This window comes from Hymenobacter jeollabukensis, assembly GCF_005771675.1.
Taxonomy (GTDB): Bacteria; Bacteroidota; Bacteroidia; order Cytophagales; family Hymenobacteraceae; genus Solirubrum; species Solirubrum jeollabukense.
This window is the reverse complement of the sequence record NZ_VAJM01000006.1, coordinates 102,838-128,707: the sequence shown is the minus strand read 5'-3', so window position 1 is coordinate 128,707 and position 25,870 is coordinate 102,838. Positions and strand designations below refer to the sequence as shown.

21 protein-coding genes are annotated in these 25,870 nt (G+C 66.3%); 14 read left to right on the top strand and 7 right to left on the bottom strand.

The annotated features are described in order from the left end of the window. The first annotated feature begins 176 nt into the window (after positions 1–176). From FDY95_RS14330 to FDY95_RS14285, 10 genes are all read left to right on the top strand, one after another. Positions 177–767 carry a hypothetical protein gene (locus FDY95_RS14330; protein ID WP_138078645.1) on the top strand — a complete coding sequence of 197 codons (591 nt, stop codon included), beginning with the start codon at positions 177–179 and terminating at the stop codon, positions 765–767. 101 nt (positions 768–868) lie between these two features. Further along, the gene (locus tag FDY95_RS14325; RefSeq protein WP_138078643.1) at positions 869–1,654 is read left to right on the top strand and encodes an energy transducer TonB; all 786 of its coding nucleotides are present in this window, start codon (positions 869–871) and stop codon (positions 1,652–1,654) included. 59 nt (positions 1,655–1,713) lie between these two features. Beyond that, positions 1,714–2,667 carry an SPFH domain-containing protein gene (locus tag FDY95_RS14320; protein ID WP_138078641.1) on the top strand — a complete coding sequence of 318 codons (954 nt, stop codon included), beginning with the start codon at positions 1,714–1,716 and terminating at the stop codon, positions 2,665–2,667. Positions 2,668–2,769: 102 nt separating this feature from the next. Continuing rightward, complete coding sequence (locus FDY95_RS14315) at positions 2,770–3,609, top strand: energy transducer TonB (RefSeq protein ID WP_138078639.1); 840 nt, start codon at positions 2,770–2,772, stop codon at positions 3,607–3,609. Positions 3,610–3,658: 49 nt separating this feature from the next. Beyond that, positions 3,659–4,507 carry an energy transducer TonB family protein gene (locus FDY95_RS14310; protein WP_138078637.1) on the top strand — a complete coding sequence of 283 codons (849 nt, stop codon included), beginning with the start codon at positions 3,659–3,661 and terminating at the stop codon, positions 4,505–4,507. Between the two features lie 12 nt (positions 4,508–4,519). Then, the gene (locus FDY95_RS14305; RefSeq protein ID WP_138078635.1) at positions 4,520–5,305 is read left to right on the top strand and encodes an energy transducer TonB; all 786 of its coding nucleotides are present in this window, start codon (positions 4,520–4,522) and stop codon (positions 5,303–5,305) included. 109 nt (positions 5,306–5,414) lie between these two features. Beyond that, on the top strand, positions 5,415–6,875 hold the full coding sequence (gatB, locus tag FDY95_RS14300) for an Asp-tRNA(Asn)/Glu-tRNA(Gln) amidotransferase subunit GatB (RefSeq protein ID WP_138078633.1): 1,461 nt from the start codon (positions 5,415–5,417) through the stop codon (positions 6,873–6,875). Positions 6,876–7,361: 486 nt separating this feature from the next. Further along, positions 7,362–8,270 carry a peroxiredoxin family protein gene (locus FDY95_RS14295; RefSeq protein WP_171025683.1) on the top strand — a complete coding sequence of 303 codons (909 nt, stop codon included), beginning with the start codon at positions 7,362–7,364 and terminating at the stop codon, positions 8,268–8,270. Between the two features lie 72 nt (positions 8,271–8,342). Continuing rightward, a complete protein-coding gene (locus FDY95_RS14290; protein ID WP_138078629.1) occupies positions 8,343–9,467 on the top strand; it encodes a TlpA disulfide reductase family protein in 1,125 nt (374 codons plus the stop codon). 149 nt (positions 9,468–9,616) lie between these two features. Next, entirely contained in the window at positions 9,617–10,774 is a 1,158-nt protein-coding gene (locus FDY95_RS14285; protein WP_138078627.1) for a TlpA disulfide reductase family protein, read from the top strand. Positions 10,775–10,939: 165 nt separating this feature from the next. Here the strand turns inward: FDY95_RS14285 and FDY95_RS14280 are convergent, their stop codons facing one another. From FDY95_RS14280 to FDY95_RS14265, 4 genes are all read right to left on the bottom strand, one after another. After that, a complete protein-coding gene (locus tag FDY95_RS14280; RefSeq protein WP_138078625.1) occupies positions 10,940–11,761 on the bottom strand; it encodes a hypothetical protein in 822 nt (273 codons plus the stop codon). A 74-nt stretch (positions 11,762–11,835) separates the two neighbouring features. Continuing rightward, a complete protein-coding gene (locus FDY95_RS14275) occupies positions 11,836–12,354 on the bottom strand; it encodes an acyl-CoA thioesterase (RefSeq protein WP_138078623.1) in 519 nt (172 codons plus the stop codon). Positions 12,355–12,486: 132 nt separating this feature from the next. After that, positions 12,487–14,643, bottom strand: a complete 2,157-nt coding sequence (locus tag FDY95_RS14270) for a M43 family zinc metalloprotease (protein WP_138078621.1) — start codon at positions 14,641–14,643, stop codon at positions 12,487–12,489. 129 nt (positions 14,644–14,772) lie between these two features. Further along, positions 14,773–15,459 carry a protein-L-isoaspartate(D-aspartate) O-methyltransferase gene (locus FDY95_RS14265; RefSeq protein WP_138078619.1) on the bottom strand — a complete coding sequence of 229 codons (687 nt, stop codon included), beginning with the start codon at positions 15,457–15,459 and terminating at the stop codon, positions 14,773–14,775. 131 nt (positions 15,460–15,590) lie between these two features. On the opposite strand from FDY95_RS14265, the gene FDY95_RS14260 reads away from it, so the two are divergent. The 3 genes from FDY95_RS14260 (at position 15,591) to FDY95_RS14250 (ending at position 18,452) form a co-directional block, all read left to right on the top strand. Further along, on the top strand, positions 15,591–17,009 hold the full coding sequence (locus tag FDY95_RS14260) for a sugar transferase (RefSeq protein ID WP_111476871.1): 1,419 nt from the start codon (positions 15,591–15,593) through the stop codon (positions 17,007–17,009). Between the two features lie 124 nt (positions 17,010–17,133). Next, positions 17,134–17,724, top strand: a complete 591-nt coding sequence (locus tag FDY95_RS14255) for a riboflavin synthase (RefSeq protein ID WP_138078617.1) — start codon at positions 17,134–17,136, stop codon at positions 17,722–17,724. A gap of 155 nt (positions 17,725–17,879) precedes the next feature. Continuing rightward, positions 17,880–18,452, top strand: a complete 573-nt coding sequence (locus FDY95_RS14250) for a hypothetical protein (protein WP_138078615.1) — start codon at positions 17,880–17,882, stop codon at positions 18,450–18,452. A 459-nt stretch (positions 18,453–18,911) separates the two neighbouring features. Here FDY95_RS14250 and FDY95_RS14245 read toward each other — a convergent pair whose 3' ends face one another. Together FDY95_RS14245 and hemF are read right to left on the bottom strand one after the other, a co-directional pair. Next, positions 18,912–19,493, bottom strand: a complete 582-nt coding sequence (locus tag FDY95_RS14245; RefSeq protein ID WP_138078613.1) for a phosphatase PAP2 family protein — start codon at positions 19,491–19,493, stop codon at positions 18,912–18,914. Beyond that, on the bottom strand, positions 19,486–20,430 hold the full coding sequence (gene hemF / locus FDY95_RS14240) for an oxygen-dependent coproporphyrinogen oxidase (RefSeq protein ID WP_138078611.1): 945 nt from the start codon (positions 20,428–20,430) through the stop codon (positions 19,486–19,488). The genes FDY95_RS14245 and hemF overlap by 8 nt, the downstream gene beginning before the upstream one ends. A 555-nt stretch (positions 20,431–20,985) precedes the next feature. On the opposite strand from hemF, the gene FDY95_RS14230 reads away from it, so the two are divergent. Next, positions 20,986–23,097 (top strand): alpha-ketoacid dehydrogenase subunit alpha/beta, encoded by a 2,112-nt coding sequence (locus FDY95_RS14230; protein ID WP_138078609.1) that lies wholly within the window; start codon positions 20,986–20,988, stop codon positions 23,095–23,097. Positions 23,098–23,261: 164 nt separating this feature from the next. Here FDY95_RS14230 and tamL read toward each other — a convergent pair whose 3' ends face one another. Next, complete coding sequence (gene tamL, locus FDY95_RS14225) at positions 23,262–25,847, bottom strand: translocation and assembly module lipoprotein TamL (RefSeq protein ID WP_138078607.1); 2,586 nt, start codon at positions 25,845–25,847, stop codon at positions 23,262–23,264. Positions 25,848–25,870: the final 23 nt, after the last annotated feature.

The window sequence follows — 25,870 nt, the reverse complement described above, 5'->3', positions numbered from 1 at the left end:
TTTGAACGATGTGAGGACGCCACCTTGCATTTGTGCGTGCGCATGACTTGTCAAGAATTACAGTTCATTGCCGAAAATTCTTGACAAGCGCTGTCAAGAATTCTGCATGTCTGTTGGGAATTAATGACAGCTGTTGTCAAGAATTCATCATCTTGAGTCAAAATTCCTGACAAGCTATGGCCCGTCCCGCTACACACTCCCGCTTTTCGCGTCTGGGGGCGCATTTTGGGTTAAAAGTCTACGAGCTGGCCCAGTACGTAGGCGTTGATGCGACGCTGCTGAGCCGCATGGGTACGGGGGAGCGGGGGCTGAACCAGGCAGTATTCGACGGGCTGGAACCCTTTATGGCCGCCCTCGACGCGGCCACCGCCGCGCCGCCGCCCCCGGTACTGGAGGCACCCGAACGGGCTCCGCTCGAAGCCCGCCTTGATTACTGCCAGCACCACGCCCGCCGCCTGCGCCGGGAGCTGCGGCCCCTGGAGGAGCAGGCCCAACAAGCCGGCCACTGGGCCGCCGCGCTGCCCGCCCTGCGGGCCGCCCTGGCGCCCGACCCCGGCCCGGCTGACGCGGACCGGCCCGATATCCGCGTCAGCCGGGCGGCCTGGCTGAACTGGTTTCGGCACCGCTGGCTGGCTATCCGCGAACCGGCGCTCCGCTCCGACCTGAGCGCCCGATACCACCTGCTGCGCCTGCGGGCCGAAGCCCTGGAAACCGAAGCTGCCGCGCTGCAAGAGCTGCTGGCGGGGCCGGCCGGCCCGGGCCGCTGACCGCCCGGCGGAAGCCCGAAGGCGAGGCCGCTTATTTTTCTTCCGGCTGCCGCCGACAATCATCCGGCCTGGAGGTGTTATTTTTACCCAAACGATTGTTTATGAAAGTGCTATTACTCGTTGCCGGTGGCCTGTTGGGCGCGGCTCCCGCCTGGGCCCAGGCGCCCCAGGACTGCATCAAAGACTCGCTGGTGAGCTTCTACGATACCGATCTGCTGGAAGTGAAGCCGGCCAATGCCCACTACACCCAAGTGAAACTGCCCGCCCGGGCCGGGGCGCCCGTGGTGACGCAGATTTTCTTCCCCGACGGCCGCCTCTACTCCGAGGTCAGCTACAGCGCCCCCGACCGGCGCGTGGTGCAGGGCCCGGTGCGCACCTGGTACCCCGACGGGCAGCCCCGGCTGGAGTACCGCTCCGACGACGGGAAAATCGACGGCTACCTGCGCACCTACTACCCCGACGGCAGCCTGCGGCGCAACGACCTCTTTGCCCACGGCCGGCTGGTCAAGGGCCAGTACTTCACGCCCGAGGGCCAGCTGGTGGAGCCGCACATTCCGTTTCGGCAGGAGCCGGCCTTTCCCGGCGGCAACACGGCCTTGGTCAGCTACCTGCAGGCCCACCTCACGTACCCCAAGTCCCTGACCGACGTGGGCGAGGGGCAGGTGCTGGTGGCCTTCAACGTGACGGCCCGCGGCGACGTGACGGACGTGCGCGTGCAGTCCGGCATCAGCCCCGAGCTGGACGCGGCGGCCGTAGCCGCCGTGCGCACCCTGCCGGCCTTCGAGCCCGGCCGCGTCGACGGGGAGCGGGTACCCATGGCCATGCTGGTACCCATCACCTTCAAGGCGCCCGGCGTTATCAAAGCCATACGCCAGCTGGGGCTGTAGCGGCCGATTGGTTTTATTCCGCTTACTTTCCGGCCGCACTCTCACCTTATTCCCGCCGTATGCCTTTTCTGCTGGTTCCGCTGCTCCTGCTCGGGCTGCTTCTGTTTCTCTCCTTCGTCGTGGTGCAGCAGGGCACCGTGGCGGTCATCACCATTTTCGGCAAGTACCAGCGCATCATGCGGCCGGGGCTGAACTTCAAGATTCCCTTCATCGAGTTCGTCTACAAGCGCATCAGCATTCAAAACCGCTCCCTGGAACTGCAGTTCCAGGCCATTACCTCCGACCAGGCCAACGTGAACTTCAAGGCCATGCTGGTGTACGCGGTGCTCAACCACGAGGAAGAAGCCATCAAGAACGTGGCCTTTAAGTTCGTCGACGAAATGAGTTTGATGCAGGCGCTGGTGCGCACCGTGGAGGGCAGCATCCGCACCTTCGTGGCCACCCAGCGGCAGGCGGCCGTGCTCAGCCTGCGCGGCGAAATCGTGGCCCACGTGAAGGAGCAGCTCGACGCGACGCTGGAAAGCTGGGGCTACCACCTGATCGATCTGCAGCTCAACGACATCACTTTCGACGAGGAAATCATCCGCTCCATGGCCAAGGTGGTGGCCAGCAGCAACCTGCGCGCCGCCGCTGAAAACGAGGGCCAGGCCCTGCTCATCACCAAAACCAAGGCCGCCGAGGCGGAGGGCAACGCCATCAAGATTGCGGCCGAAGCCGAGAAAGTGGCCGCCCAGCTGCGCGGGCAGGGCGTGGCCCTGTTCCGCGAGGAAGTCACCAAGGGCATGGCCCACGCCGTGCAGGAGCTGACGGAAAACAACCTCGACCCCTCCCTGGTGTACTTTTCGATGTGGACCGAGGCCATCAAGCACTTCGCCGAGCAGGGCAAGGGCAACGTGATTTTCCTCGACGGCTCCAACGAGGGCATGCAGAAAAGCATTCAGCAGCTGATGGCCATGCAGCAGCTGCCCGCCGCCGGCGGCCCCGCCGGTGGGCCCCCGCAGCGCCGCTCCTAAACGGCTGCCCCGGTCAGTTCGACTACCCGCGCCCGCGCTTCCGCCCAACGGAAGCGCGGGCGCTGCGTTTATAGGCCTGCCCAACCACCGCTCCACCCGCCTATGGCCCTACGCTCGACCCTCCGCCTGCCGCTGCTGACCTGCCTCGCCGCCCTGCCCCTGGCCGCCCGCGCCCAAAATAATCCCGTGCCCGATCTGCCCGTCGTGGCCGTGCTCGACGAGCTGCAGGACAAGCGCGCCGGCCTGCGCTACTACGACGCGGCCGGCGCCCCGCTGCCCGCGGCCGCGGGCGCCGCCAGCTACGAAGTGCTGCAGCGCCTCGACAGCGCCGGCATCAGCTGGCGTGTGCGCCGCTACGACCTGACCACGCGCCGCCCGCTGCTGGCCCTGGGCTTCGGCGGGGCGCTGCCCTGGGGCGTGCCCGAGGGGCCGAGCCGGCAGTGGTACCCCTCGGGGCAGCTGCGCGAGCAGGCCAGCTACCGCAAGGGTATGGCCGAGGGCCGCCTGCAGACCTATTACCCCAACGGCGAGACGCGCCGCCTCGTAGACTATTACAAGCAGAAAGCCGTGCGGGCCGAGTGCTACACCGCCACCGGCGACCCGGCCGAGTGCCCGCCCTACCACACCTTCGCCCAGCCCACCAGCGGCAGCCCCGACGTGCAGCAGCAGCTCAGCCAGGACTACCCGCACTACCTGCCCGCTGGCTACGCCCGGCCCGGCAAGGGCATCGTGTACTTCGCGTTCTACGTCGACACGCTGGGCCGGGCCACCGCCCCGCGCATCCTGCGCGGCGACGACGAGGCCCTGAACGCGGCCGTGCTGGAGGCCATCCGCCGCCTGCCGCGCTTCGAGCCGGCCCGCCTGGAAGGTCGCCTCGCGCCCGACCCCATCGAAGGCTTCGTGCTCTACAGCCCTGCCGTGGCCAAGCGCCGCAAGCCCTGAGCGAAAAGCGTAACCTGGGCTTAGCGGGCGGCCTTCGTATCTTGCCCGCATGGCTACTCTACATGTTCAACGCCGCGCCGCCCTGGCCGGCGCGGCCGGGCTGGCCCTCGGGCTGAGCAGCGCGGCCACCGCGCAGGTGAAAGTGGTAACCCGCCTCGACCAGCTCGAGGGCCAGCGCGTGGCCCTGCGCTACCTCGACCGCAATCTGGTGCCGCTGCCCTCGGCCGAGGGCGCCTACGCCTACGACATCCTGCGCCGCGCCGACAGCCTGGGTGTGCGCTGGCGCGTGCGCCGCTTCACCGTGCAGGGCCACCAGCCCCTGCTCGACGCGGGCTACGCCGGCGAGCTGCCCGGCCAGGTGCCCCACGCCCGGGTGCGCGAGTGGTACCCGAACGGGCAGCTGCGCGAGGAGGTGAGCTACCGCCTCGGCAAGCCCGATGGCCCCATGAAAACCTACTACGCCTCGGGCAAGCTGCGCCGCGACCAGCAGAACAAAGCCGGCGCCGTGGTCAAGAGCGAGTGTTTTGGGCCCGACGGGCAGGCGCTGGACGTGTGCCCCGGCTACCGCAGCAGCGCCAGGCTGGCCGGCAAGGGTGCCGGGCAGGCCGCGGTGTTTCAGAGCCTGCAGAAGCAGTTCGCGCAGTTTGTGCCCAAAACCTACGCCCGCGCCACCGACGCCGTGGTCCACGTCGCGTTTCAGGTCGACAGCCTGGGCTACGTGCAGGGCGCCCGCGTGCTGGCCTCCGACGACGCGCAGCTGAACGCCGCCGCGCTGGAGGCCGTGCGCAAGCTGCCGCGCCTGGCCCCGGCCACCGCCGAAGACCAGCCGGTGAGCAGCGTGCTGGAGGGCGACTTTTTCTATTACCCCGCGCGGCGCACGGCGGCCCGGGAGGAATAATCCGATACTCCCATGATTTGTACTTCTGTGAAGCGTGCCCTTGGGGCGGCTGGCGCCCTGCTGATGCTGGTCAGTTTGCCCGGTGGCGTGGCTGAGTCGGCCGCGCAGGGCATGGGCGGCCGGACGGTCAATGAGCATTTCCAAGCGCAAGGCCTCAACGCTGATTTTGGCTTCGGCCCCGGACACAGCTTCCGCGACGAAACGCAGCTGCTGGACTCGGTGCGCGGCATCATTACCTCTTACTACCCCTCGGGCAAGGTGTGGCAGGTGATGCCCTACGCCCACGTGCGCAAGAAAATTGTGGAGGGTACCGAGCGGCGCTACTACGAGAGCGGGCAGCTGCTGGCCGAGGAGGAGTTTGTGAACAACAAGCGCCACGGCTGGCTGCGCACGTATTATCCCACCGGGCAGCTGCGCCGGCAGGAGCAGTACGCCGACGGCCAGCAAACCGCCGCCCAGTGCTTCGGTCCCGATGGGCAAACCGTGCCGTACGCGCCCTACGTGGTGTTTCCGGAATTTCCGGGCGGCATTACGGGCCTGATGCAGGCAATAGCCACGCGCACCCGCTACCCCGCCAAGGCCCAGCGTAACGACATTACGGGCAAGGTCTTCATCAGCTTCGTGGTCGACCGGCAGGGCCGCCTGCAGAACGCGAACGTGAGCCAGGCCGCTCACCCGCTGCTCGACGCGGAAGCCCTGCGCGTAGTGCGCACACTCAGCGGCTGGACGCCCGCCCGCCTCGACGGCGACGTGGTCGACGTGCAGTTTGGCGTACCGGTCACGTTTCGCCTCGAATAAGCCCACCCAACAAGCCGTTCGGCTTCGTACTTTTACGCCCCTCATTCCGCCCCGTAGTTCGACTAACCCAGTTTCTGGGGCCGGTCGGCTTCGCGGAAACCAGTGATTCATGGACGACAGCATCAAATCGAAATACCAGCCCGTTATTGGCCTGGAAGTGCATGCGCAGCTGCTCACGCGCAGCAAAATGTACTCGTCGGACGAAAACGAGTACGGCGCCCTGCCCAACTCCAACCTCTCCGTCATCACCCTGGGCCACCCCGGCACCTTGCCGCGCGTCAACCGCACGGCCGTGGAGTACGCCATCAAGATGGGCCTGGCCACCAACTGCCAGATTACGCGCGACAACCTGTTTGCGCGCAAAAACTACTTCTACCCCGACCTGCCCAAGGGCTACCAGATAACCCAGGACAAGACCCCGCTCTGCACCAAGGGCCACGTCGACATCCGGCTCTCGGACGGTACGGTGAAGCCGGTGGGCATCACCCGCATCCACATGGAAGAGGACGCGGGCAAGTCGATGCACCTGGCCGGGGAAACGGAGACGCTGGTGGATCTGAACCGCGCCGGGGTGCCGCTCATCGAAATCGTGTCGGAGCCCGACATCCGCGACGCCGACGAGGCCTACGCCTACCTGGCCGAAATCAAGAAGCTGGTGCAGTACCTCGACATCTGCGACGGCAACATGGAGGAAGGCTCGCTGCGCTGCGACGCCAACATTTCGGTGATGCTGCGCGGGGCCGAGAAGTTCGGCACCAAGGTGGAGGTGAAGAATATGAACTCCTTCCGCAACGTGCAGCGCGCCATCGAGCACGAAATCGAGCGGCAGATTGCGCTGCTGGAGGCCGGGGAGGAAGTCATCAGCCAGACCCGCGGCTTCGACGCCACCACCGGCACCACCCAGGCCCAGCGCACCAAGGAGACGATGAACGACTACCGGTACTTCCCGGAGCCGGACCTGCCCCCGGTCATCGTCGACGACGCCTGGCTGCACCGCGTGCAAAGCGAGCTGCCGGCCCTGCCGCAGCAGCTCTACGCCCGCTTCACCGGCGAGCTGGGCCTCTCGGACTACGACGCGAACGTGCTGACCGCCGAAAAGGAAATTGCCCTGTTCTTCGACGAGCTGACGCGCCTGACCCCGAACGCCAAGGCCGCCGCCAACTGGATGTCGGGCCCGGTGAAGTCCTTCCTGAACGAGCGGGCCGTGACCATCGGCGACTTCCCGCTCAGCGCCCAGCAGCTGGCCGACATCATTGGCCTCATCGACGCGGGCAAAATCAACCACTCGGTGGCCTCCAAGCAGCTCTACCCGCACCTGCTGGAGCACCCGGTGCAGTCGGCCGCCCACGCCGCCGAGCAGCTGGGCCTGCTGCAGCAAGCCGACTCGGGCGAGCTGGAAGCCCTGGTGCAGCAGGTCATCGACGCCAACCCGGCCAAAGTGGCCGAGTACCGCGCCGGCAAAAAGTCGCTGACCGGCATGTTTATGGGCGAGCTGATGAAGCTCACCAAGGGCAAAGCCGACCCCAAGCTGGCTAACCAGCTGCTGCGCGACAAGCTGGAGCAGGCGTAAGGGGCCGTTTTCCAGGCAGTCATCAAACCCGCCAGCCGGAGTACGGCGGGCGGGTTTTGTGTTTCCGGTCGCAGTTTGCCGCTGCTTTTACTCCGGTGCCAGGTCCTGCTGAGCTTGGGGTGATTCAGCCGGCCGCCCACACGCAAACACTGGGAGCAGCGTTACCTGGGCACACCGTATTCATTTATGATCCGAAATACAATTTGGCTGCTGCTGGGCTTGGGTAGCGCGGGGTGTGTCCCCCTAGGGGCTCAGGAGCCGGGCTACGTACTGCGCCAAGCCCGTTCGGATTTTCCGCCCGTTACGCCCGTGTACCTCGTGGACCAGCTGCCCGGGCAACCCGCGGCGCGGCTGGATTCCGCGTGGGTGGGGCCTGACAGCAGCTTTGTGCTGCAGGGCCGGGTGCCGGAGCCGGGCGTGTATCAGCTGATGGCAGGCTGGAAGGCTTGCCCCTCGTGCCCAACTTGGCTTACTCCATACACTCCCGTGCCCCTGGCCAATGGCGACACGGTGGAAGTCGGGCGTGTGGAGCGGTACCAGCCGCATTCCTACGTGCCCCTGCGCGGCACCCCGGCTGCTGCCGCCTGGATGGAATACCAACGCTTGCAAGCCCGGCACCAAGCCAACGTCCAGCGCCGCCATGAGCAGTTGCTGGGACCGGCAGAGACGGTAAGCTACTCCAGCGGCTACGGGGAGACGGTGTATCGGCGTCCATCGGATGAGCGGCTGGCAACCTGGTTGATAGAGAGGGAACAGCTGCACACCGCTTGGCGCCGCCAACTGGCGGCCCACCTCCAGCGTCGGCGACAGGAACAGCCCCGGGAGTATCTGGGCCCTTATCTAGCCTTGCGGGAGCTGATAATCGACCCCGGCCAGTACGCCTTTTTGCTGGAAATCAGTCAGCAGCTGCGCCGCCAGCAGCCCGAAGCGCGCGTCTCCCGCGAGCTGTTGCGGCGGCTGCGGGCCGTGCAGCAAACCGTCCCCGGAAAACAGGCTCCAAATTTCAGCTTACCCGATACCAACGGGCGGGACCTACGGTTGGCTGACTTTCGGGGCCGCTACGTGCTGCTCAGCTTTTGGGACCCGGCCGACCCCTACAACGCCAGCCAGTGGGCGGGCCTGCGCGGGCTGCACCAACATTTTGCCAGCCGCGGGCTGCGCTTTGTGCATGTGTCGGTAGGGGAGTTTGGGTCGTCCGCCTACCGGGCCGCCCTGCCGGGACATCACGCGGCGATGCTAGCGGGGCAGCGAAGCCCGGTGGCCGGTGCCTACGGGCTCGGCACGTTTCCGCTGCCCCACACCGTGCTCATCGGGCCCGACGGCCGCATCCTGGCCCGGGGTCTGCAGGGCTGGGTGCTGGGGCAGAAAATAGCCGAGTACATTCCGCTCGACTAACTCGCCGCACGGGCCTGGTGCAAGGCTGACGCCCGGCGCGTATCTTTCGGCTCAATTCATTACCGTTAGCCGATGAACAAGCCCGTGTACCCGCTGCTGGCCCTGGCTGCCCTGCTGACCACCCCCGCGCTGGCCCAGAAGCGCGAAAAGCCCGCCAAAGCCGACTCCCGCTTCGAGGTGCGCGGCACCCTGCAGAGCCTGCCGGCCGGCAGTCGGGTGTTCGTGGTCGATACGCAGGCCGAACCGGCAACTGTGCTCGGCTCGGGCACCGTCGACGGTAAGGGGCACTTCACGGTGCGCGGCAAGGTGAGCGAGGCGGCCGTGTACTACGTGGCCGTGCCGGAGAAGCGCGAGCTGCTGGCCGTACCGCTGGCCCCGGGTGCCCACGTCGACGTCAGTGGCGACGCCGAGCGGCTGGGCAGCACCGGCAAAGTAGGCGGCACGCCCGAGGCGGAGGCGCTGATGGCCTACGAGCAGGCCCGGCTGGCCAACGTGCAGAAAATGCAGGCGCTGATGCAGCGCTACAACGCCACCCAGGACGCGGCCACCCGGGCCGCACTCAACCAGGAGCGGCGGGCGCTGGAAGCCGCCCAGCTGGCGGCGGCCCGGGCGCTGGCCCGCCGGCCTACCTACCTGGCACCGTTTGCCGCCCTGAGTTTGCTGGGCGACGAAGCCCAGGCGGCCTTTCTCGACTCGGTGACGGCCGTATACCAGAAAATCGAGCCGGTGTCGCGCTACACCAAAGCCCTGCTGGCCAACCAGGCCCGCCTGCGCGCCACCGCCGTGGGCGCCCCGGCCCCCGATATCCAGCTGGCCGGCGTCGATGGCAAGGTGGTGAGCCTGAGTAGCCTGCGCGGCAAGTACGTCATGATTGACTTCTGGGCCTCGTGGTGCGGGCCCTGCCGCCAGGAAAACCCCAACGTGGTCCGGCTCTACAACGCCTACAAGGCCAAGGGCTTCGAAATCTACGGCGTCTCGCTCGACCAGGAGCGCGACAAGTGGGTGAAGGCCATTCAGGCCGACGGGCTGGTCTGGCCCCAGGTATCGGACCTGAAGGGCTGGCAGTCGATGGCCGGGCAGCTCTACGGCGTGCGGGCCATTCCGGCCGCCGTGCTCATCGACCCCGAGGGCCGCATCATCGCCAAAAACCTGCGCGGCCGGCAACTGGAACGGAAAGTGGCCGCGCTGCTGAACTGAGCGTGCCCGGCCGGGAACCAAACGCCGGCCCGCCGCTGTAGCCGGGCTGTGGCAGGTGGCTTTTGGTGTACAAATCACCATAAATCGGCAACTTGCGTCGTTCTGCCTTCGGTGCGTCTGCCGGCGCGCCGCCGTCGACTTCTGATTTCATGAAATACCCTATGACCAGCCTGATTCTGGTGGCCTCGCTGCTGAGCCTTTCCTCCACCTCCTGCACCGACGCCTCGTCGTCGACCACCGAAGCCGCCGCCCAGACCGGCTACGAAATCAGCGGGCAGCTGCGCAACGCCACGGCCGGCACCAAGGTGTCCTTGGCCGAGCTGACCGACAACCAGTTCGTGGCCCGCGAGTCGACCACGACCGACGCGCAGGGCCGCTTCACGCTGAAAGGCACCGCCTCCGAGCCCGCCCTCTACCAGCTGAAGCTGGAAGGCGAGAAGCAGGAAGTGTGGCTGGTGCTCGACAACAAAACCAAAATGCAGCTCAGCGGCGACGCCCAGAAGCTGGCCGCCGACTACTCGGTGAAGGGCTCCAAGGACTCGGAGATGATGCAGCAGCTCACGCGCCAGATGCAGCGCAGCAGCGGCCAGCTGCAGGGCATCATGGAGCGCTACCAGGCCAATGCCCAGGCCGGCCGCCAGGACTCGATGAAGGTGCTGGAAGCCCGGTTTATGAGCACTCAGGCCCGGAACACCGGCGCGCTGAAGAACCTGATCCGCCAGAACCCGACCTCGGTGGTGTCGGCCTTTGCCCTGGGCACGCCCCAGATTTTCAACGCCGACGAGAACTTCCCTTTCGCCGACTCGATGGCTACGCAGCTGAAGAAGGCCCAGCCCGAGTCGCGCTACACCAAGGCCCTGGTGCAGACGCTGGAACCGCTGCGCAAAACCGCCATCGGCACCGTCGCGCCCGACATTCAGCTGACCGACCCCGCGGGTAAAGTGGTGCCGCTTAGCTCGCTGCGCGGCAAGTACGTGCTGCTCGATTTCTGGGCCTCGTGGTGCGGCCCCTGCCGCCAGGAAAACCCCAACGTGGTGAAGACCTACGAGCAGTTCAAAAACAAGAAATTCACCATCTACGGCGTCTCGCTTGACCAGGACAAGGGCAAGTGGGAAAAGGCCATCCAGGCCGACGGCCTGACCTGGACCCACGTTTCGGACCTGAAGGGTTGGCAGTCAGCCGCCGGGCAGGCCTACGGCGTGCAGTCCATCCCGATGAACTTCCTGCTCGATCCGCAGGGCCGCATCATCGCCAAAAACCTGCGCGGCGAAGCCCTGTCTGCCAAGCTGGCCACGGTGCTGAAGTAAGTTGTCAGTTGGTAGTTGCCGGTTGTCAGACTGATGGCAACAAAAAAGGCCCGCAGCGCAAGCCGCGAGCCTTTTTTTGTAACTCCTGGTCAGCAGGCTAGTACACCAACTGGCAACTGGCAACTGGCAACTGGCAACTGGCAACTGGCAACTGGCAACTGGCAACTATCCCAGAAACATCCGTTGCAGCGCCTGCCAGAGCTGTTTCTTGCGGCCGTTGTCGTACTCGATGATTTCCACTTCGGCGGCGGGCAGGTAGGCCACGTCGCCGATGCGCACGGGCTCGTAGGGCTCGGTGCGCTTGGTGGCCACGTCGAGCAGGTTTTTGCCGAAGCCGATAACCTCGCGCACCGCCAGGCCACGGGCCCGCAGGTCTTCCAGGCTCACCGGGTAGGGCGAGCGGACGTTTACCACGACGCATTCCTCCATCACTCGCTGAATGGCCTTGAGCATGTTGTTCAGGAACACGTTGCGCTGAATGCGCGGCAGCCGCTCCGGGTCGTCGAGGCGCACGAGCAGGACCAGGCCGTTGGCGTTGCTGCCCAGCGTATCGAACGGGACTGGTTGGCGCGCGGGCGGGGCAGCCGGGGCGGGTGCCGCTGCGGCGGGCGGTACGGAAGCTGGCGCGGGCGGCGGAGTAGGGGGCGCGGCCGCGGGCTCCGGCTGGGGCGAAGCGGCCGCGGTACGGGCGGCCCGCAGATCGGCCAGCGACGGCAGCCGGACGGGTGCAGCTGGGGCCGGTTCGGGCGCAGGCGCGGGCGGAACGGCCACAGCTCCGAGCTGGGGTACCGGGGCCGGCGGCGTAGGCGGAGCTACCGGCGGAGAAACAGCGGCCGGCGGAGTAGCCGCCGCGGGCTGCGAAGCTGCTGCCACTGGAGCCACCGGTGCTACCGGGGCGGTGAGCGGCGCAGCGCCGGGCTCGGGCACCACGTACAGGGGCGTGCCGGCGTAGAGCTGCTGGTAAAAGGCGAGGGTGGCGTCGTCCACGGGCGAAAAAAAGCTAGGCGAAACGAATGGCGTCGGCCACCGAAGATACCCAACGGCGGGCAGGAATCCGCGGGCTATTCCAAGTCGAACAGGGCTTTTAGCTCGGTCGCTTCCTGGGGCTTGAGGCGGCCGGCCAGCACCAGGCGCAGCTGCCGGCGGCGCAGGGCCCCGTCGTAGTGGTTGATTTCCTCGCTCGTTTCGGGCACGGCCTCGGGCACGTCGATGGGGCGGCCCGACTGGTCGACGGCCACGAAGGTGAAGAAGGCTTCGTTGGACTTGATCTTGGTGCCCGAGGGAATGTCTTCGGCCCACACGTCGATGTGCACTTCCATGGACGAGCTGAACGCGCGCGTGACCTTGGCTTCGAGCGTGACCACGCTGCCGAGCTTGATGCCCTCGCGGAAGGACACATTGTCGACGGAGGCCGTCACGACGATGCGGTTGGAGTGGCGCTGGGCCGAAATGGCGGCGGCCACGTCCATCAGGTGCATCATGCGGCCGCCCATCAGGTTGTTGAGCGTGTTGGTATCGTTGGGCAGCACCAGCTCGGTCATTCGCACGGAGGACTCGCTGACGGGCTTCTGTTTGCGCATAGCAGGGAAAACGGAAAATTCGGCCGCAAAGATAGCGCCCCGGCCGCCCCGCCGCGGCCCCGGCCCAAAAATGAACCACCCCCGCACCTTTCGGCGCGGGGGCGGTTGCGGGGTTCGACGCGGAGCCTGGGGCTATTGCACCAGCACGCGCGAGGTGAGGCGCTGCTCGCCCAGGGTGAGCTGCACCAGGTACACGCCCGGGCTCAGGCGCTTGCCCTCGGTGCCCAGCGCAATCTGCTGCTGGCCGGCGCCGAAGCGCTGGGCCGGCAAGCTCAGCACGGTGCGGCCCAGCAGATCCTGCACCTGCACCTGGGCCGTTGCGGGCTGGTCGAGGGTGAACTGCACGGCCGTTTCGTGGGTGAGCGGGTTGGGCATCACGCTGAAGTTGCGGGTGCTCATGTCGCGGGTGCGCGTGGCCGTCGGCGAGGTCACGCGGAAGTTGTCCAGGAAGAGGTTGTTGCCCCCGCCGGCCACCTGCTCAAGACGCACCAGCAGGCGCGCGGCGCCTTGCATGGTCGTGGGCACCGTGATGGTGCGCGTGCGCCACTCCGAGGCCGTGGGCACGAAGCTGCCCGTTACCGGCTGCCCGCCGGTGTTGCTCACCAGCAAGCCCGTCGCGATGGTCAGGTTGGTGGTCCAGGTCACGCCGCAGTCGGAGCTGAAGGCTACCCGCAAAACGTCAGAAGAAGACGAGTTCAGGCGGGCGTAGGCGTAATCAAACGATACCTGGTAGTCGCTGACGCCGCCGGCCGAGGTCAGGTTGAACAGCGGCGAGTAGAGCGTAGTGACGGCGCCGGCGCTGATGTTGGTGGGGCGCAGGCGCAGGGCCGAGGTGCCGGCCACGCTCGGGCCGTTCACGCCGTTCAGGCGCGTCCAGCGTTCGGTGCCGCTGCCGGCGGCTTCGTTACGCCAGTTCTTGTCCGCGTCCGAGGCATTGGCCAGCCAGGTGTCGTTCTCAAACGTTTCGGCGTACGGGGCGGGGAAGGCCGCGTTGGTCCCGAGCACGCGCACCACCTGCTGCTGCGTGACGGTGCTCGAGCCGTTGGGACCGGTGATGGTCAGCGTGGCGTTGTAGGTGCCGGGCGTGGCGTAGGTCACCGTCGCGTTCTGGGTGGTAGCCGAGCTGGGCGAGCCGCCGGGGAAGCTCCAGGAGTAGCTGACCGTGCCCAGGTTGCCGTACGAGCCATCCACGAAGTTGACGCTGCCGCCGGGGCAAATGACGCTGCTCGTGGCGCTGAACGCGGCTACCGGCGGGCAGGTCGGGGCCACGTAGCCCGTGTTGGTGCCGGTGGCCACCAGGTTGGCGGCCGATACCAGCGTGGAGCGGCAGGACAGGGCCAGCGAGGCGCGCATCACCGCCCGCTGCTCGATGGTAAACATCTTGGCGCAGCTGGCGTAGTCCATGTAGTTCTCGGTGTTGGCCACCGGGCCGCAGGAGGCCTCGTTCAGGTTGCAGCCGCCCGAGGAGCCGATGGTGTTCGGCGTGTCGGCAATGCCGTCGTCCACGTTGCAGTTGGCCGGGTCGGCCGGCGTGTTCGTCGGGCCCCAGGTGTGGCGCAGGCCGAAGTAGTGGCCGAGCTCGTGGGTGAGCGAGCGGATGCAGAAGTTGGTGCGGCAGGAACGGCCGATGCTGCCGAACTGCGTGTTGGTAATCACGATGCCGTCGAGGGTGGAGCCGCCGCCGCAGGGCAGGATGGCGTAGCCGCCGGCACCGTTGGCGCGCTCCGCCACCCACACGTTGAGGTAGCGGTTCACGTCCCAGCGGATGACGTTCTTGATGTTGGCGTCGCCCACCAGCGTTTCCGTCGAGTAGGTGTGCGTGATGCCGGTGGTGCAGTTACCATTGGGGTCTTTCTGCGCCAGGCGGAACTGGAAGCCCGGGCGCGCGGCCAGCGCCACGAAGCGCGCGTCGATGGTAGCCGTGTCGGGGTTTTCCTTGTTGAAGTCGCGGTTGATGATGCGCAGCGCGTCCAGCACCTGGGCATCGGAGATGTTGCTGGCCCCGCCGTTGTGAATCACGTGAAACACCACCGGTACCACCACGTCGGGCGCGGCGTTGATGCGGGCCCGCTCGGCCGGCGACATCTGGGCCACGCGCTTCAGGAAGTTGTTGTAGTCCTGTTCCATGCCGGGGTTGCGCTGGAACGCGTCTTGCTGCACGCTGTCGTAGGCGCAGCGGAAGCCGTAGGTGTGGGCCGGGCGCAGCTGGCGCTGGGCTACAGCCTCAGTGGCCGAGCCAAACAGGGCCGCAGCGGCCAGCCACAAGGCGGGTAGAGCTTTGCGTAACATGAAGGGGGTTAGGGTGAAAAGGGGGTGGTAGACGCGCCAAATAAGCCCGCCGCCCTACTGACCACGCTAAAGGTCAAAGGGTTGCCCAAGATACGCACAAATGGGCAGATTTGCCCCGCCACGAGCCCCTTATCCGCCCCAGCCCGCTGCCCCCAGCAGCGGCACGAAACGAAACTCCGCGAAATCCTCGCGGGCAAAGCCCTCGGCCGATTCGCGCGTGACGCGCACCATGCGCTGCGTCTGCTCCGAGCCCACGGGCACCACCAGCAGGCCGCCCACGCGCAGCTGCTCCAGCAGGGGGCGGGGCAGCGCCGGGGCGGCGGCCGTCACCAGGATGCGGTCGAAGGGGGCGTGGGCGGGCAGGCCCACCGAGCCGTCGCCGCAGAAGAGGTGGGCGCCGCGGTAGCCCAGCTGCCCGAGCCGCTGCCGGGTGCGCTCAAAGAGCACGCGGTTGTACTCGATGGTGTACACCTCGGCCCCGAGCGTGAGCAGCACCGCGCACTGGTAGCCCGAGCCGGTGCCCACTTCCAGCACGCGCTGCCCCGGCTGCACCTGCAGCAGCTCGGTCTGGCAGGCCACCGTGTAGGGCTGCGAAATCGTCTGGCCCTCGCCGATGGGAAAGGCCTTGTCGTGGTAGGCGTGCGACTCGAAGGCCGGGTCGAAGAAGAGGTGGCGCGGCACCTGCCCGATGGCCCCGAGCACCCGCTCGTCGCGGATGCCCTTGCGGTTCAGCTCCGTCACCAGGGCGCGGCGCTGGCCGCGGTGGCGGTAGGAGTCGGGGGCGGAGTCGGCGGGAGAGGTGGGGAAGGCGGGCATGGCGGACGGCGGACAAAACCGCCCTACCTTTGCGCGCGGCGGGCGGTGGTTTCCTCCCGCAAAGCTACGGCGGCGCGGTATTGGTGCCGCCGGTCGAGTTTCGGTTCTCTACGATTTTCATTTCTGCCGCGTTGATTCGCTCCCTGCAAAAGTTTAAGCTGCTGGCCGCCGATTTCGGGGCGGGCCTGCTGGCCTGGGGTTGCTTTTACCTGCTGCGCAAGTACCTGCTGAGCGAAATCAACGCCGGCTACCGCTTTACCGGCGACCAGCTGTTCACCCTCACGGGCTCGGCCCTGATGATTGCCGCCTTCTGGGTGGCCCTGTACGCGCTCATCGGCGAGTACCGCGACATTTTCCGCAAGTCCCGGGTGGGCGAGATTATCCGCCTGGCGCGCATCTCGTTTCTGGGGGCGGTGGTCATCTTCTTCGCCCTGCTGCTCGACGACCAGGGCGTGAGCAACTACCGGCTCTACTACAAGACCATATCGGCCTATTTCCTGCTGCACTTCAGCATCACGGCCGTGCTCCGTACCTGGGCCATTACCAGCATTCAGCGCCTGGTGCGCCGCCGCGTCATTTCCTTCAACTCCCTGCTGGTGGGCTCCAGCCCACTGGCCCTGGAAACCTTCCGCGAGCTGGACCGCTCCAACTCGCACCTGGGCCTGAACATCATCGGCTTCGTGCCCGTGGGCGACGCCGTCGACCCGCAGCTGGCCCTTGAGCTGCCCCGGCGCGGCAGCTACGAGCGGCTGCCGGCCCTGATCCGGGCCCTGCACATCGAGCAGGTGGTGGTGGCCCTGGAGCCCTCCGAGCACCGCATGATTCAGCAGGTGCTGGCCCAGCTGGAGGGCACGCCCGCCCGCGTGAGCGTACTGCCCGACGTGTACCAGATTCTGCTGGGCTCGGTGAAGGTCAACCACCTGTTCGGTACCCCGCTGATCGAAATCAAGCACGATTTGCTGCCGGTGTGGCAGGAAGTCGTCAAGCGCATCATCGACGTGGCCGGCTCGGCCCTGTTTCTGCTGCTGGCCTGGCCGGTGTACGCCTTCACCGCCGTAATGGTGCGCCTGTCCTCGCAGGGCCCGATTTTCTTTGCCCAGGAGCGCATCGGCATCCACGGCAAGCCCTTCAAAATCTACAAGTTTCGCTCGATGTACGTGGACGCGGAGCGGCTAGGGCCGGCGCTGTCGAGCAAGAACGACCCGCGCATCACGCCCTGGGGCCGCTTCATGCGCAAGGTGCGCCTCGACGAGCTGCCGCAGTTCTGGAACGTCATCAAGGGCGACATGAGCCTGGTGGGCCCGCGCCCCGAGCGGCAGTTCTTCATCGACCAGATAACCAAAGTGGCCCCGCACTACCGCCACCTGCACCGCGTGCGCCCGGGCATCACCTCGCTGGGCCAGGTGAAGTACGGCTACGCCGAAACGGTGGAGCAGATGGTGCAGCGCCTGAAGTACGACATCCTTTACATCGAAAACATGTCCCTGGCCATGGACTTTCGCGTGATGCTCTACACGCTGAAAATCATCGTGGAGGGCAGGGGTAAGTAATGTGCGGGAATGTGGAAAATGTGATTGAATGTGGCTGTTCCTACTTGCCAAGGAATTGCTACGTCAAACATTTGGGCATTCAACCACATTATGCACATTCATCACATTCCGCACATTAACAAAGATGTTCACCGGCATCATCGAAGGCCTCGGCACCATCACCGCGGTGCGTACTGAGGGCACCAACCGCCATTTTACCGTCGCTTCGCCCTTTTTCAGCGAGCTGCAGATCGACCAGAGCGTGGCCCACGACGGGGTGTGCCTGACCGTGGTGGCCCTGGACGCTATGGCCGGCACGCACACCGTCACGGCCATCGACGAGACGTTGCAGAAAACCAACCTGGGCAGCTGGGCCGAGGGCCGGCAGGTGAACCTGGAGCGCTGCCTGGCCGCCAACGGCCGCTTCGACGGCCACATCGTGCAGGGCCACGTGGATCTGACGGCCGTCTGCGAATCGGTGGAGGACCAGAACGGCTCCTGGCTGTACCGCTTCCGTCACGCCACCGGCCCCGGCCGCGTGACGGTGGAGAAAGGCTCCATCTGCGTCAACGGCGTGAGCCTGACCTGCTTCAACAGCACCGACGACGGGTTCAGCGTCGCCATCATTCCCTACACCCACGAGCACACCACCTTCCAGCACCTGCAACCCGGCGACCGGGTGAACCTGGAGTTTGACATCGTGGGCAAGTACGTGGCCAAGCTGCTGGGGCGGTAAGGCGCCCGGCCCCACTGTGGGCAAATAAATGGCGCCGAGCTGCAACTACAGAGGGAGGGCGTTGCTCATGTAAAAGTTGAGCAATGATGATACGATGAGCTCTAGGTATTCAACGAGGCGCCTGGGGGGGGCTAGCGGTAAGCGTGGCCAGCCTTATGGCAGGTTGTCAGCGCATCGAGTGCGCGGAGTTCCAGCTCGACCACCCGCTGATGGGCTGGCACTGGTTTGCCGACCTGCAGCCCGGTTACACCTACGTTAATGCCCAGGGCGGGAGCGTGCAGCTCGTGCGAACCGAGTACGACCGGGCCGCTGCTGAAAAGCGTTGGTGCCACATGTGCGCTTGCTACACCGAACTGCAAACCGATTATACCTGCGCGGCGCTGAACACGCTTTTTCAGTGCAATGTGGAGTACGAAGGCTTGGCTGGGCCCGATGAAAACGGCGGCAGTGTGTACTACGGCGTAAACCCGCTGGCCTCCTCTGAACGGGGCTACAGCTCGTTTGGCAGCCGCGACTCCACCTTGGAGGAATACGTGAGCGACTATTTGCCCCAGCGGTTCACCGTGCGTCGTCGAACGACGGTGACGCTGCTGACCACCCCCGTCGCCGATGTGCTGGAACTAACGGTGCTGGACACGGCAACAGCCGGGGTGGAAACGGTGTGGGTGAAAAAAGGCCAGGGCCTGCTGGCCTTTCGGCGTCGCGGCGTAGTGTGGCTGAAGCAATGACCCTAACCTGCCCCCAATACGGCTTGCGCAAAACGATAGTGTCAGACCCGCGGCAACTGCTGAGAATTAGCCGCCCGATGGTCAGCTGGTTATTTTTAAGCTGGGCAGCCGTAGCCTGTCAGCCGGAATCGGCCCGGCAGACGCCATCCGCAGCGGACGTCCGGTTCGTCACGTACCGCGTGGACCCGCGCTGCCAGCCGCTGGCTCTGTACTGGCGCGACGAGCACCAGCAGCCTCTGCGCAGCCTGGGGCGCCTGAGCAGCTGGCTGGCCGGGCAGGGCTGGGCGCAGACCGACTGAGACTTTGGCGTCATCGTCGGCGTGACGGAACCAGCCCGCTAAGCGGAATCACGCATAAAAAAGCCCTTCCGCCAACGCAGAAGGGCTTTTTTGGGTACGTCAACTGACAACTGACAACTGACAACTGACAACTGACAACTGACAACTGACAACTGACAACTCACGCCGTGGGCGGGGCCGGGTACCAGCGCTGGGTGCCTTTGCGGTATAGCCCGTAGCAGCCCCAGGCCAGCAGGCTTCCCAGCGTGGCGCCGGCCAGCACGTCGGAGGGGTAGTGAGCGGCCAGGTAGATGCGGCTGAAGCTCACCAGCAGGGCCCAGACGAGCAGCATGGCTTTCACGAAACGGAAGCGCGGGGGCAGGGCCAGGCTCAGAAACACGGCCAGGGCGAAGGCGTTGGCCGCGTGCGAGGAAATGAATCCGAACTGCCCGCCGCAGCCGTTGGCCAAGTTCAGCGTGGCCGAGAGGTCCGGGTCGTGGCAGGGGCGCAGGCGGGCGAAGTAGGGCTTGAAAAAGCGGCTGCTGATGCTGTCGGCCAGGGCCACGCTCAGGCCCAGCAGGGGCAGCAGCAGGGTGGCGCGCCGGCCAAAGTAGTAGCTCAGGGCCACGACGATAACCAGGTACGCCGGGAACCACACGAGGCGGTCGGAAAAGAAAATCATGAGCCGGTCGAGGCCGGGGGTGGCGGCGGTGTTGGCCGTCACCAGTAGCCAGCGGTCCAGCGCCTGCAGGTGGTCAATCAAGCGAAGTAGGCGAATGGGCCAGCCAATTTACGCCCTTTTTCAGCCACTGCTGGGTTTCGTCCTCCGCAGAGCCCGGCTCGGGCTGCTGGTTGTAGTGCCACTCGCAGCGCGGGGGCAGGCTCATCAGGATGCTCTCGGTGCGGCCGCCGGTTTCCAGCCCGAAGCGGGTGCCGCGGTCGAAAGCCAAGTTGAACTCGGCGTAGCGGGCCCGGCGCAGCATGTGCCACCGCACCTCGCGCTCGGTGTAGGGCCGGTCGGCGTTGCGGCGCATCAGCTCGCAGTAGGTGCGGCCGTACACCTCGCCCACGGCCTTGACGAAGGCAAAGAGCTGGTCCCGGTCGCCGTCCTTGCCCACGGTGAGGCGGTCGAAGAAGATGCCGCCCACGCCGCGGGTTTCCTGGCGGTGGGGCAGGTAGAAGTAGTCGTCGGCCCAGGTTTTAAACCGCTCGTAGTACGTGGGGTCGTGCTCGGCGCAGACTTCGGCAATCTGCTCGTGGAACCAGCGCGCCTGCCGCACGTCGACGTAAATCGGGGTCAGATCCAGCCCGCCGCCAAACCAGGCCTCGCCGTTGCCGGCCTCGAAGTAGCGCACGTTCATGTGCGAAATAGGCACCATGGGGCTGCGCGGGTGCTGCACCACCGACACGCCGGTGGCGAAGTAGTTCGGGTCGGGCATGAGCAGCACGCGGGCGGCCTGCTCGCTCATCTGGCCCTGCACGGCCGAGAAGTTCACCCCGCCTTTCTCCAGGATGCGCCCGTGCTGAATCACGCGCGACTCGCCGCCGCCGCCCGAGTGGTGCTGCCACACGTCGGGCTGGAAGGTGGCCGCGCCGTCGGTGGTTTCCAGCTCGGTGGAGAGCCAGTGCTGGAACTGGCGCATCCACTGCTCCACGGTGTGGCGGAAGGGCGTCAGCGTCGGGTCAGAATCAGTCGTCATGAGGGGAGCTAAGGCGGAGGAAAACAGCGGGGCGTCCATGCGGGGCAGCGGATTTTGGGGTGAAGACGCCGCAAAACAAGGAGCCGCCGCCGCCGGCCGGACTGACGAAAATCAGCCCCGCCGGGTGTTTGTTGTCAGCCGCAAAGGTGGCGGATTTTCGGCTTTGGTGCGCCCCGGCGGGCTTGGTCGCGCAGGTGGGAACGGCGCAGCTGCACCGGCTCGGCGTTTTTTGCGCAGGCGCAGGTTCGGCAGCTCCACCACCAGCGAGAAGGTCATGGCGAAGTGCCCGTAGCCCTTGGGAGTTTCCTAGTGAAAGACCTCGGCCACCAGCTGCCCCCAGGAGCAGGCGGCCCGTAGGGCTATCAAAGGCGCGCTGAAGCGGTACGGCGGCCCCCAGAGCGGTAGGACGGGGCTGAGCCTGAGTAGGAAGTTTTGGGGGTGCAGCCCGCCGGAAAAGCCCAGGGAGCCAAAAAACTAACAGGCGTTTGAGCCCGGCCCCGCGCATCTGCCCCCGAACCCGTAATTTCGGGCCTTCGCCACCGCTTGTTTCCCAGCATGCAAACCACCTCCGCCCTGGAAGCCTCCGAAACCGACTTTGCCGCCGGCGCCGCCCACCCGGACCGCGCCACCCTGCTGCGGGCCTACCGCCTGATGCAGACCTCGGCCGAAATGGCCCGCCTCTACGAAGAGAATAAGGCCGTGACGGCCAAGTACGTGCACGCCACGGCCCGCGGCCACGAGGCCATTCAGCTGGCGGCGGCCTTCCAACTGCGCGAAACCGACTACTGCGCCCTCTACTACCGCGACGACGCGTTCATGCTCGGCCTGGGCCTGCAGCCCTACGAGCTGATGCTGCAGCTCATGGCCAAGCGCGACGACCCGTTTTCGGGCGGGCGCACCTACTACTCGCACCCCTCGCTGCGCCGCCCGGGCATCCCGGTCATTCCGCACCAAAGCTCGGCCACCGGCATGCAGGCCATTCCGGCGACGGGCATGGCCCACGCGGTGAAGTATTTGGAAAGCCAGCAGCAACTGCCGACCGCGGCCGAGCAGCCGGTCGTGCTTTGTTCCATCGGCGACGGGGCCATGACCGAGGGCGAGGTGGCCGAGGCCCTGCAGATGGCCGCGCTGCACCAGCTGCCGATGATTTACCTGGTGCAGGACAACGAGTGGGGCATTTCGGCTACCGGCCGCGAAATGCGCTCCATGAACGCCTACGAGTTTGCCGCCGGCTTCAAGGGCCTGCACCGCCTGCAGTGCGACGGGGCCGACTTCGTCGACAGCTACGCCACCATGCAGGCCGCCACCGAGTACGTGCGGCAGCGCCGCGGCCCGGTGCTGGTGCACGCCAAATGCCCGCTGCTTGGCCACCACACCAGCGGCGTGCGCCGCGAGTGGTACCGCGGCGACGACCTCACCGAGCACCAGCAAAACGACCCGCTGCCGCGCTTTCACCAGCAGCTGCTCACCGAGGGCTTCTCGGAAGGCGAGCTGGGCTACGCCGCCGCCGCCGCGCAGGCCACCGTGCAGGAAGACTACCAGCGCGCCCTGCAAGCCCCGAACCCCGACCCGGCCACCTTCGCCGACCACGAGTTTGCCCCGCCCGCGGTGACCGAGGAAGCCGGCGAACGGGCCCCCGCCGGCGCCGACAAAGCCATCATGGTGGATGCGGCCCTGCACGCGGTGGACGACATTCTGCGCGAGTTTCCGGAGGCCCTGTTCTACGGCCAGGACGTGGGCGGGGAGCTGGGCGGCGTGTTCCGCGAGGCAGCCCTGCTGGCCAAGAAGTACGGCGACGCCCGGGTGTTCAACACGCCCATTCAGGAGGCCTACATCGTCGGCTCGACGGCCGGCATGTCGGCCGTGGGCGCCAAGCCGATTGTGGAAATCCAGTTTGCCGACTACATCTGGCCGGCCCTGAACCAGCTGGTGGAGGAGCTGTCGAAGTCCTGCTACCTGTCGATGGGCAAGTTCCCGGTGCAGAGCCTGATCCGGGTGCCCATCGGGGCCTACGGCGGGGGCGGACCCTACCACTCCGGCTCCATCGAAAGCACCCTGCTTACCATCCGCGGCATCAAGGTGGTGTATCCTTCGAACGCGGCCGACATGAAGGGCCTGATGCGCGCCGCCTTCCTCGACCCGAACCCGGTGGTGATGCTGGAGCACAAGGGCCTCTATTGGAGCAAGGTGCCCGGCACCGAAGACGCCAAAACCGTGGAGCCAGAGGCCGGCTACGTCATCCCGCTGGGCAAGGCCCACGTGGTGCAGGAAGCAGCCGCCGACAAGCTGGCCCAGGGCGACACCTGCGTGGTCATCACCTACGGCATGGGCGTGTACTGGGCCAAAGCCGCCAGCAAGCAGCTGCCCGGGCAGGTCGAAATCCTGGATCTGCGCACCCTGAACCCGCTCGACTGGGAGGCCGTGCAGGCCGCCACGCTGCGCCACGGCAAGGTGCTGGTGCTGACGGAGGAGCCGCTGATGAACAGCTTCGCCGAAAGCCTGGCCGGCCGCATCCAGCGCCACTGCTTCCAGCAGCTCGACGCGCCCGTCTTCACCCTTGGCGCCGCCAACCTGCCCGCCATTGCCCTGAACGTGGAGCTGGAGCGGCAGATGCTGCCCAACGCCGACAAGACGCTGGCCGCCCTGCAGGAGCTGCTGGGGTATTAGGCGAGGTGGTGAAATAGTGAAATGGTGAGTTTAGCGTTCTGACCGCACGAAACGAACAAACGGCCCCGGCAACTGGTGTTGCCGGGGCCGTTTGCTTGATTGGGTTTGGCGGGAATGCCGCGTGAGCCTCAACTCACCGGTTCCCCATCACGCCATTGCACTCCTCAAAATGGATACCCGATGCCGATGTTCAGGCGTACCGGGTTGGCTTCGGAACCATCCTGCTTGTTGAGGTTGAACACGCTCACGTTGGGCAACACGAACTTGCTGCCCTGCGTCACCACGGGGTTGTAGACCTTGGCGGCGAAGTCGAGGCGCACGATGAGGAAAGTGAAGTCGAAGCGCAGGCCCAGGCCCGAGCCCACGGCAAATTCGCGGTAAAAGCGGTTGAACTCGAACGTCGAGCCCGGGCGCCCGGCGCCGCCGCGCAAGGCCCACACGTTGCCGAAATCAGTGAAGACGGCCCCGTTGATGAAGTCATAGAGCGGAAAGCGGTATTCGACGCTGCCCTCCAGCAGCACTTCGCCGGGTTGTTCAAAGGTTTCGGCGTCGGTGGGGTTGCCGTCCTTGTCGCGGGGGATGTAGCCGCCGGTGCCCAGGCGGCGTGGGTACCAGGCCCGCACGCTGGAGCCCCCGCCGGCAAACACGTACCGGTCGTAAGGAATGATAAACGCCGTCGGCTGACCGGCGCGCCCGTTGAGCCGGGTATTGGTCAGGGCCGTGGCCAGGCCGCCGTTGAGGCGCCACACCAGAAACTGGTGGGCACTGAGCTTGTGGTAGCGGCGGTAATCTGCACTAAGGCGGACAAAGTCATAAACCGCGATGTTGCTCCCGCCCACGTCGTGGTCGGTGGAGTCACCGTTGACGGTGTAGAGGCCGCGGAAGGGGCCGCCCAGTTCGGCAAACAGGCGCAGGTAGCGTGCGTCGCGGGTCTGGGTGAAGTCGTTGTCGTTGTAGAGCGAAGTAGCGTTGATGCTCGGTACCAGCACCGACTGAAACGAGCGTAGCAGCGACGCCCCGTTGGGTAATCTTTCCAGCGTCTTGCGGAACCCAGGGTCGAAATTATTGGTGAACACCAGGCTCACGTCGAGCGGGGTGAAGATGAACTGGTGGTAGGCGTTTCGCTCCCAGATGTAGTCGTACGAGGCTTCCAGGTTGGTGCGCTTGTATTCCGGCCGCCCCACGTAGGTGGCGCTGGCCGTCAGGCGCGTGCGCGGGCTGTAGTTGGTGAAGTAGTGGTTGGTGCGCCAGGGCACCAGAAACTGCGGCAGGATCAGGTTGACGTTGGCCCCGAGCTGCGTGGTCAGTTGGGGCTGGTCCGGCTTGCTGTTGGTGTTGCCGGTTAGCGGAAACTGCCCTTCCAGGCCTGCCCGCAGGCCCAGGTCGAGCACCTCGGCGCCCCCAAACACATTGCGGATGCGCACCCGGAAGTTGCCGAACGGCCCGGGCAGGGTCGCTACGTAGGTGCCCCCGATTTCGGAGGAGTACTGCGCCCGTTTCTGCGGGGTGGTGCTCACCGTCGCGTCGAGCACGCCTTGGAGCGAGTCGGCCACCGGCGGCTTCTGGTAGTTGATGGACGTGTAGCGGAACACGTCGAGGTTGGAGAGCTGACGCTGGGTCTGGATGGTATTCGTCAGGCTGTACTGCTCGCCGGGGCGCACCAGCAGCTTGCGGTCCAGGATGCGGGTGCTGAAGCGGTGGTTGTAGGCCAGGTAGTCGATGCCGTTGCGCCGCACGGTGTCGCGCTGCAGCCCGAAGCGGTTTACGCCCGCGTCGGCCACGAAGCTCACCCGGCGCACCCGGTACACCTGGTGGTGGGCGGCGTTTTCCGGGTTGGCCACCTGCACCAGCAGGCGCACGGTGGTCGGCGCAAAGCTCGTGTCGGCCTCCAGCGTGATGTAGCGGGCCTGGAAGTCGTAGTAGCCGTGGTTTTTCAGCAGGGTTTCCAGCCGGGCGCGTTCCTGCCCGATCAGGGCCTCGTCGTAGGGCTGGCCCACGTGCAGCAGCTGCTGGGTGGTGTCGCCGCGGATGAGGCGGGCCACGGCCGTGTCGGGAATGTCGTAGCGCAGCTGCTTGACGAGGAAGCGCGGCCCTTCGTGCACTTGGTACTCCACCGTCACGCGGCGGCTGCGCGGCGTGCCCGGCGCCGGCGCTTTCACCGAGTCGGCCTGGCCAAACAACCGCGAGAAATAGCCCAGTGGCTCCGGCGGGTTGTCGGTGTACGCCACCCGGGTGCGAAAGAAACCCTTGCTGCGCAGGTAAATGCCCATCTGCTCGGTGGTCAGCGCCGTCAGCGTCGAGTCGTAAATCACCGGCGGCTCGCCGATGCGCATGATGGCGTTGCCCTTGTCGAGCTTGCGCTGCAGGCGCTGAATGCGCCGCTCGCGCTTTTGCAGCAGCTTGCCCACGGCCACCGAGTCGGTGCCGGCCGCCGCGATGCGCGCCGCGTACACGTGCTGGGTGGTGTCCAGCTTGGCCTGCAGCCGCTGCGGATGGTAGAAGGTGTAGCCGAGGTTGTAAATTGCGAGCTGCGGAACCGGAAAGCGCCGGTTGGGCCGCTGGCGCAGCAGGGCGTCGAGCTGGTCTTTTTCCAGCTGCCGCGCGCCCTCGATGCGTACGGTGCTGAGCAGGCGCTGCTTCGGGCCCAGCAGGTGCAAGGGCGAGCAGCCCGCGGCCAGCTGCGCCGCCACCGCCATTCCCGCTAACCAAGTAACTCCGCGCCGCGGCGCCCAGCCGAAGGGTCGTATCACTGAAAAATGGTTTCGAAAGCCGT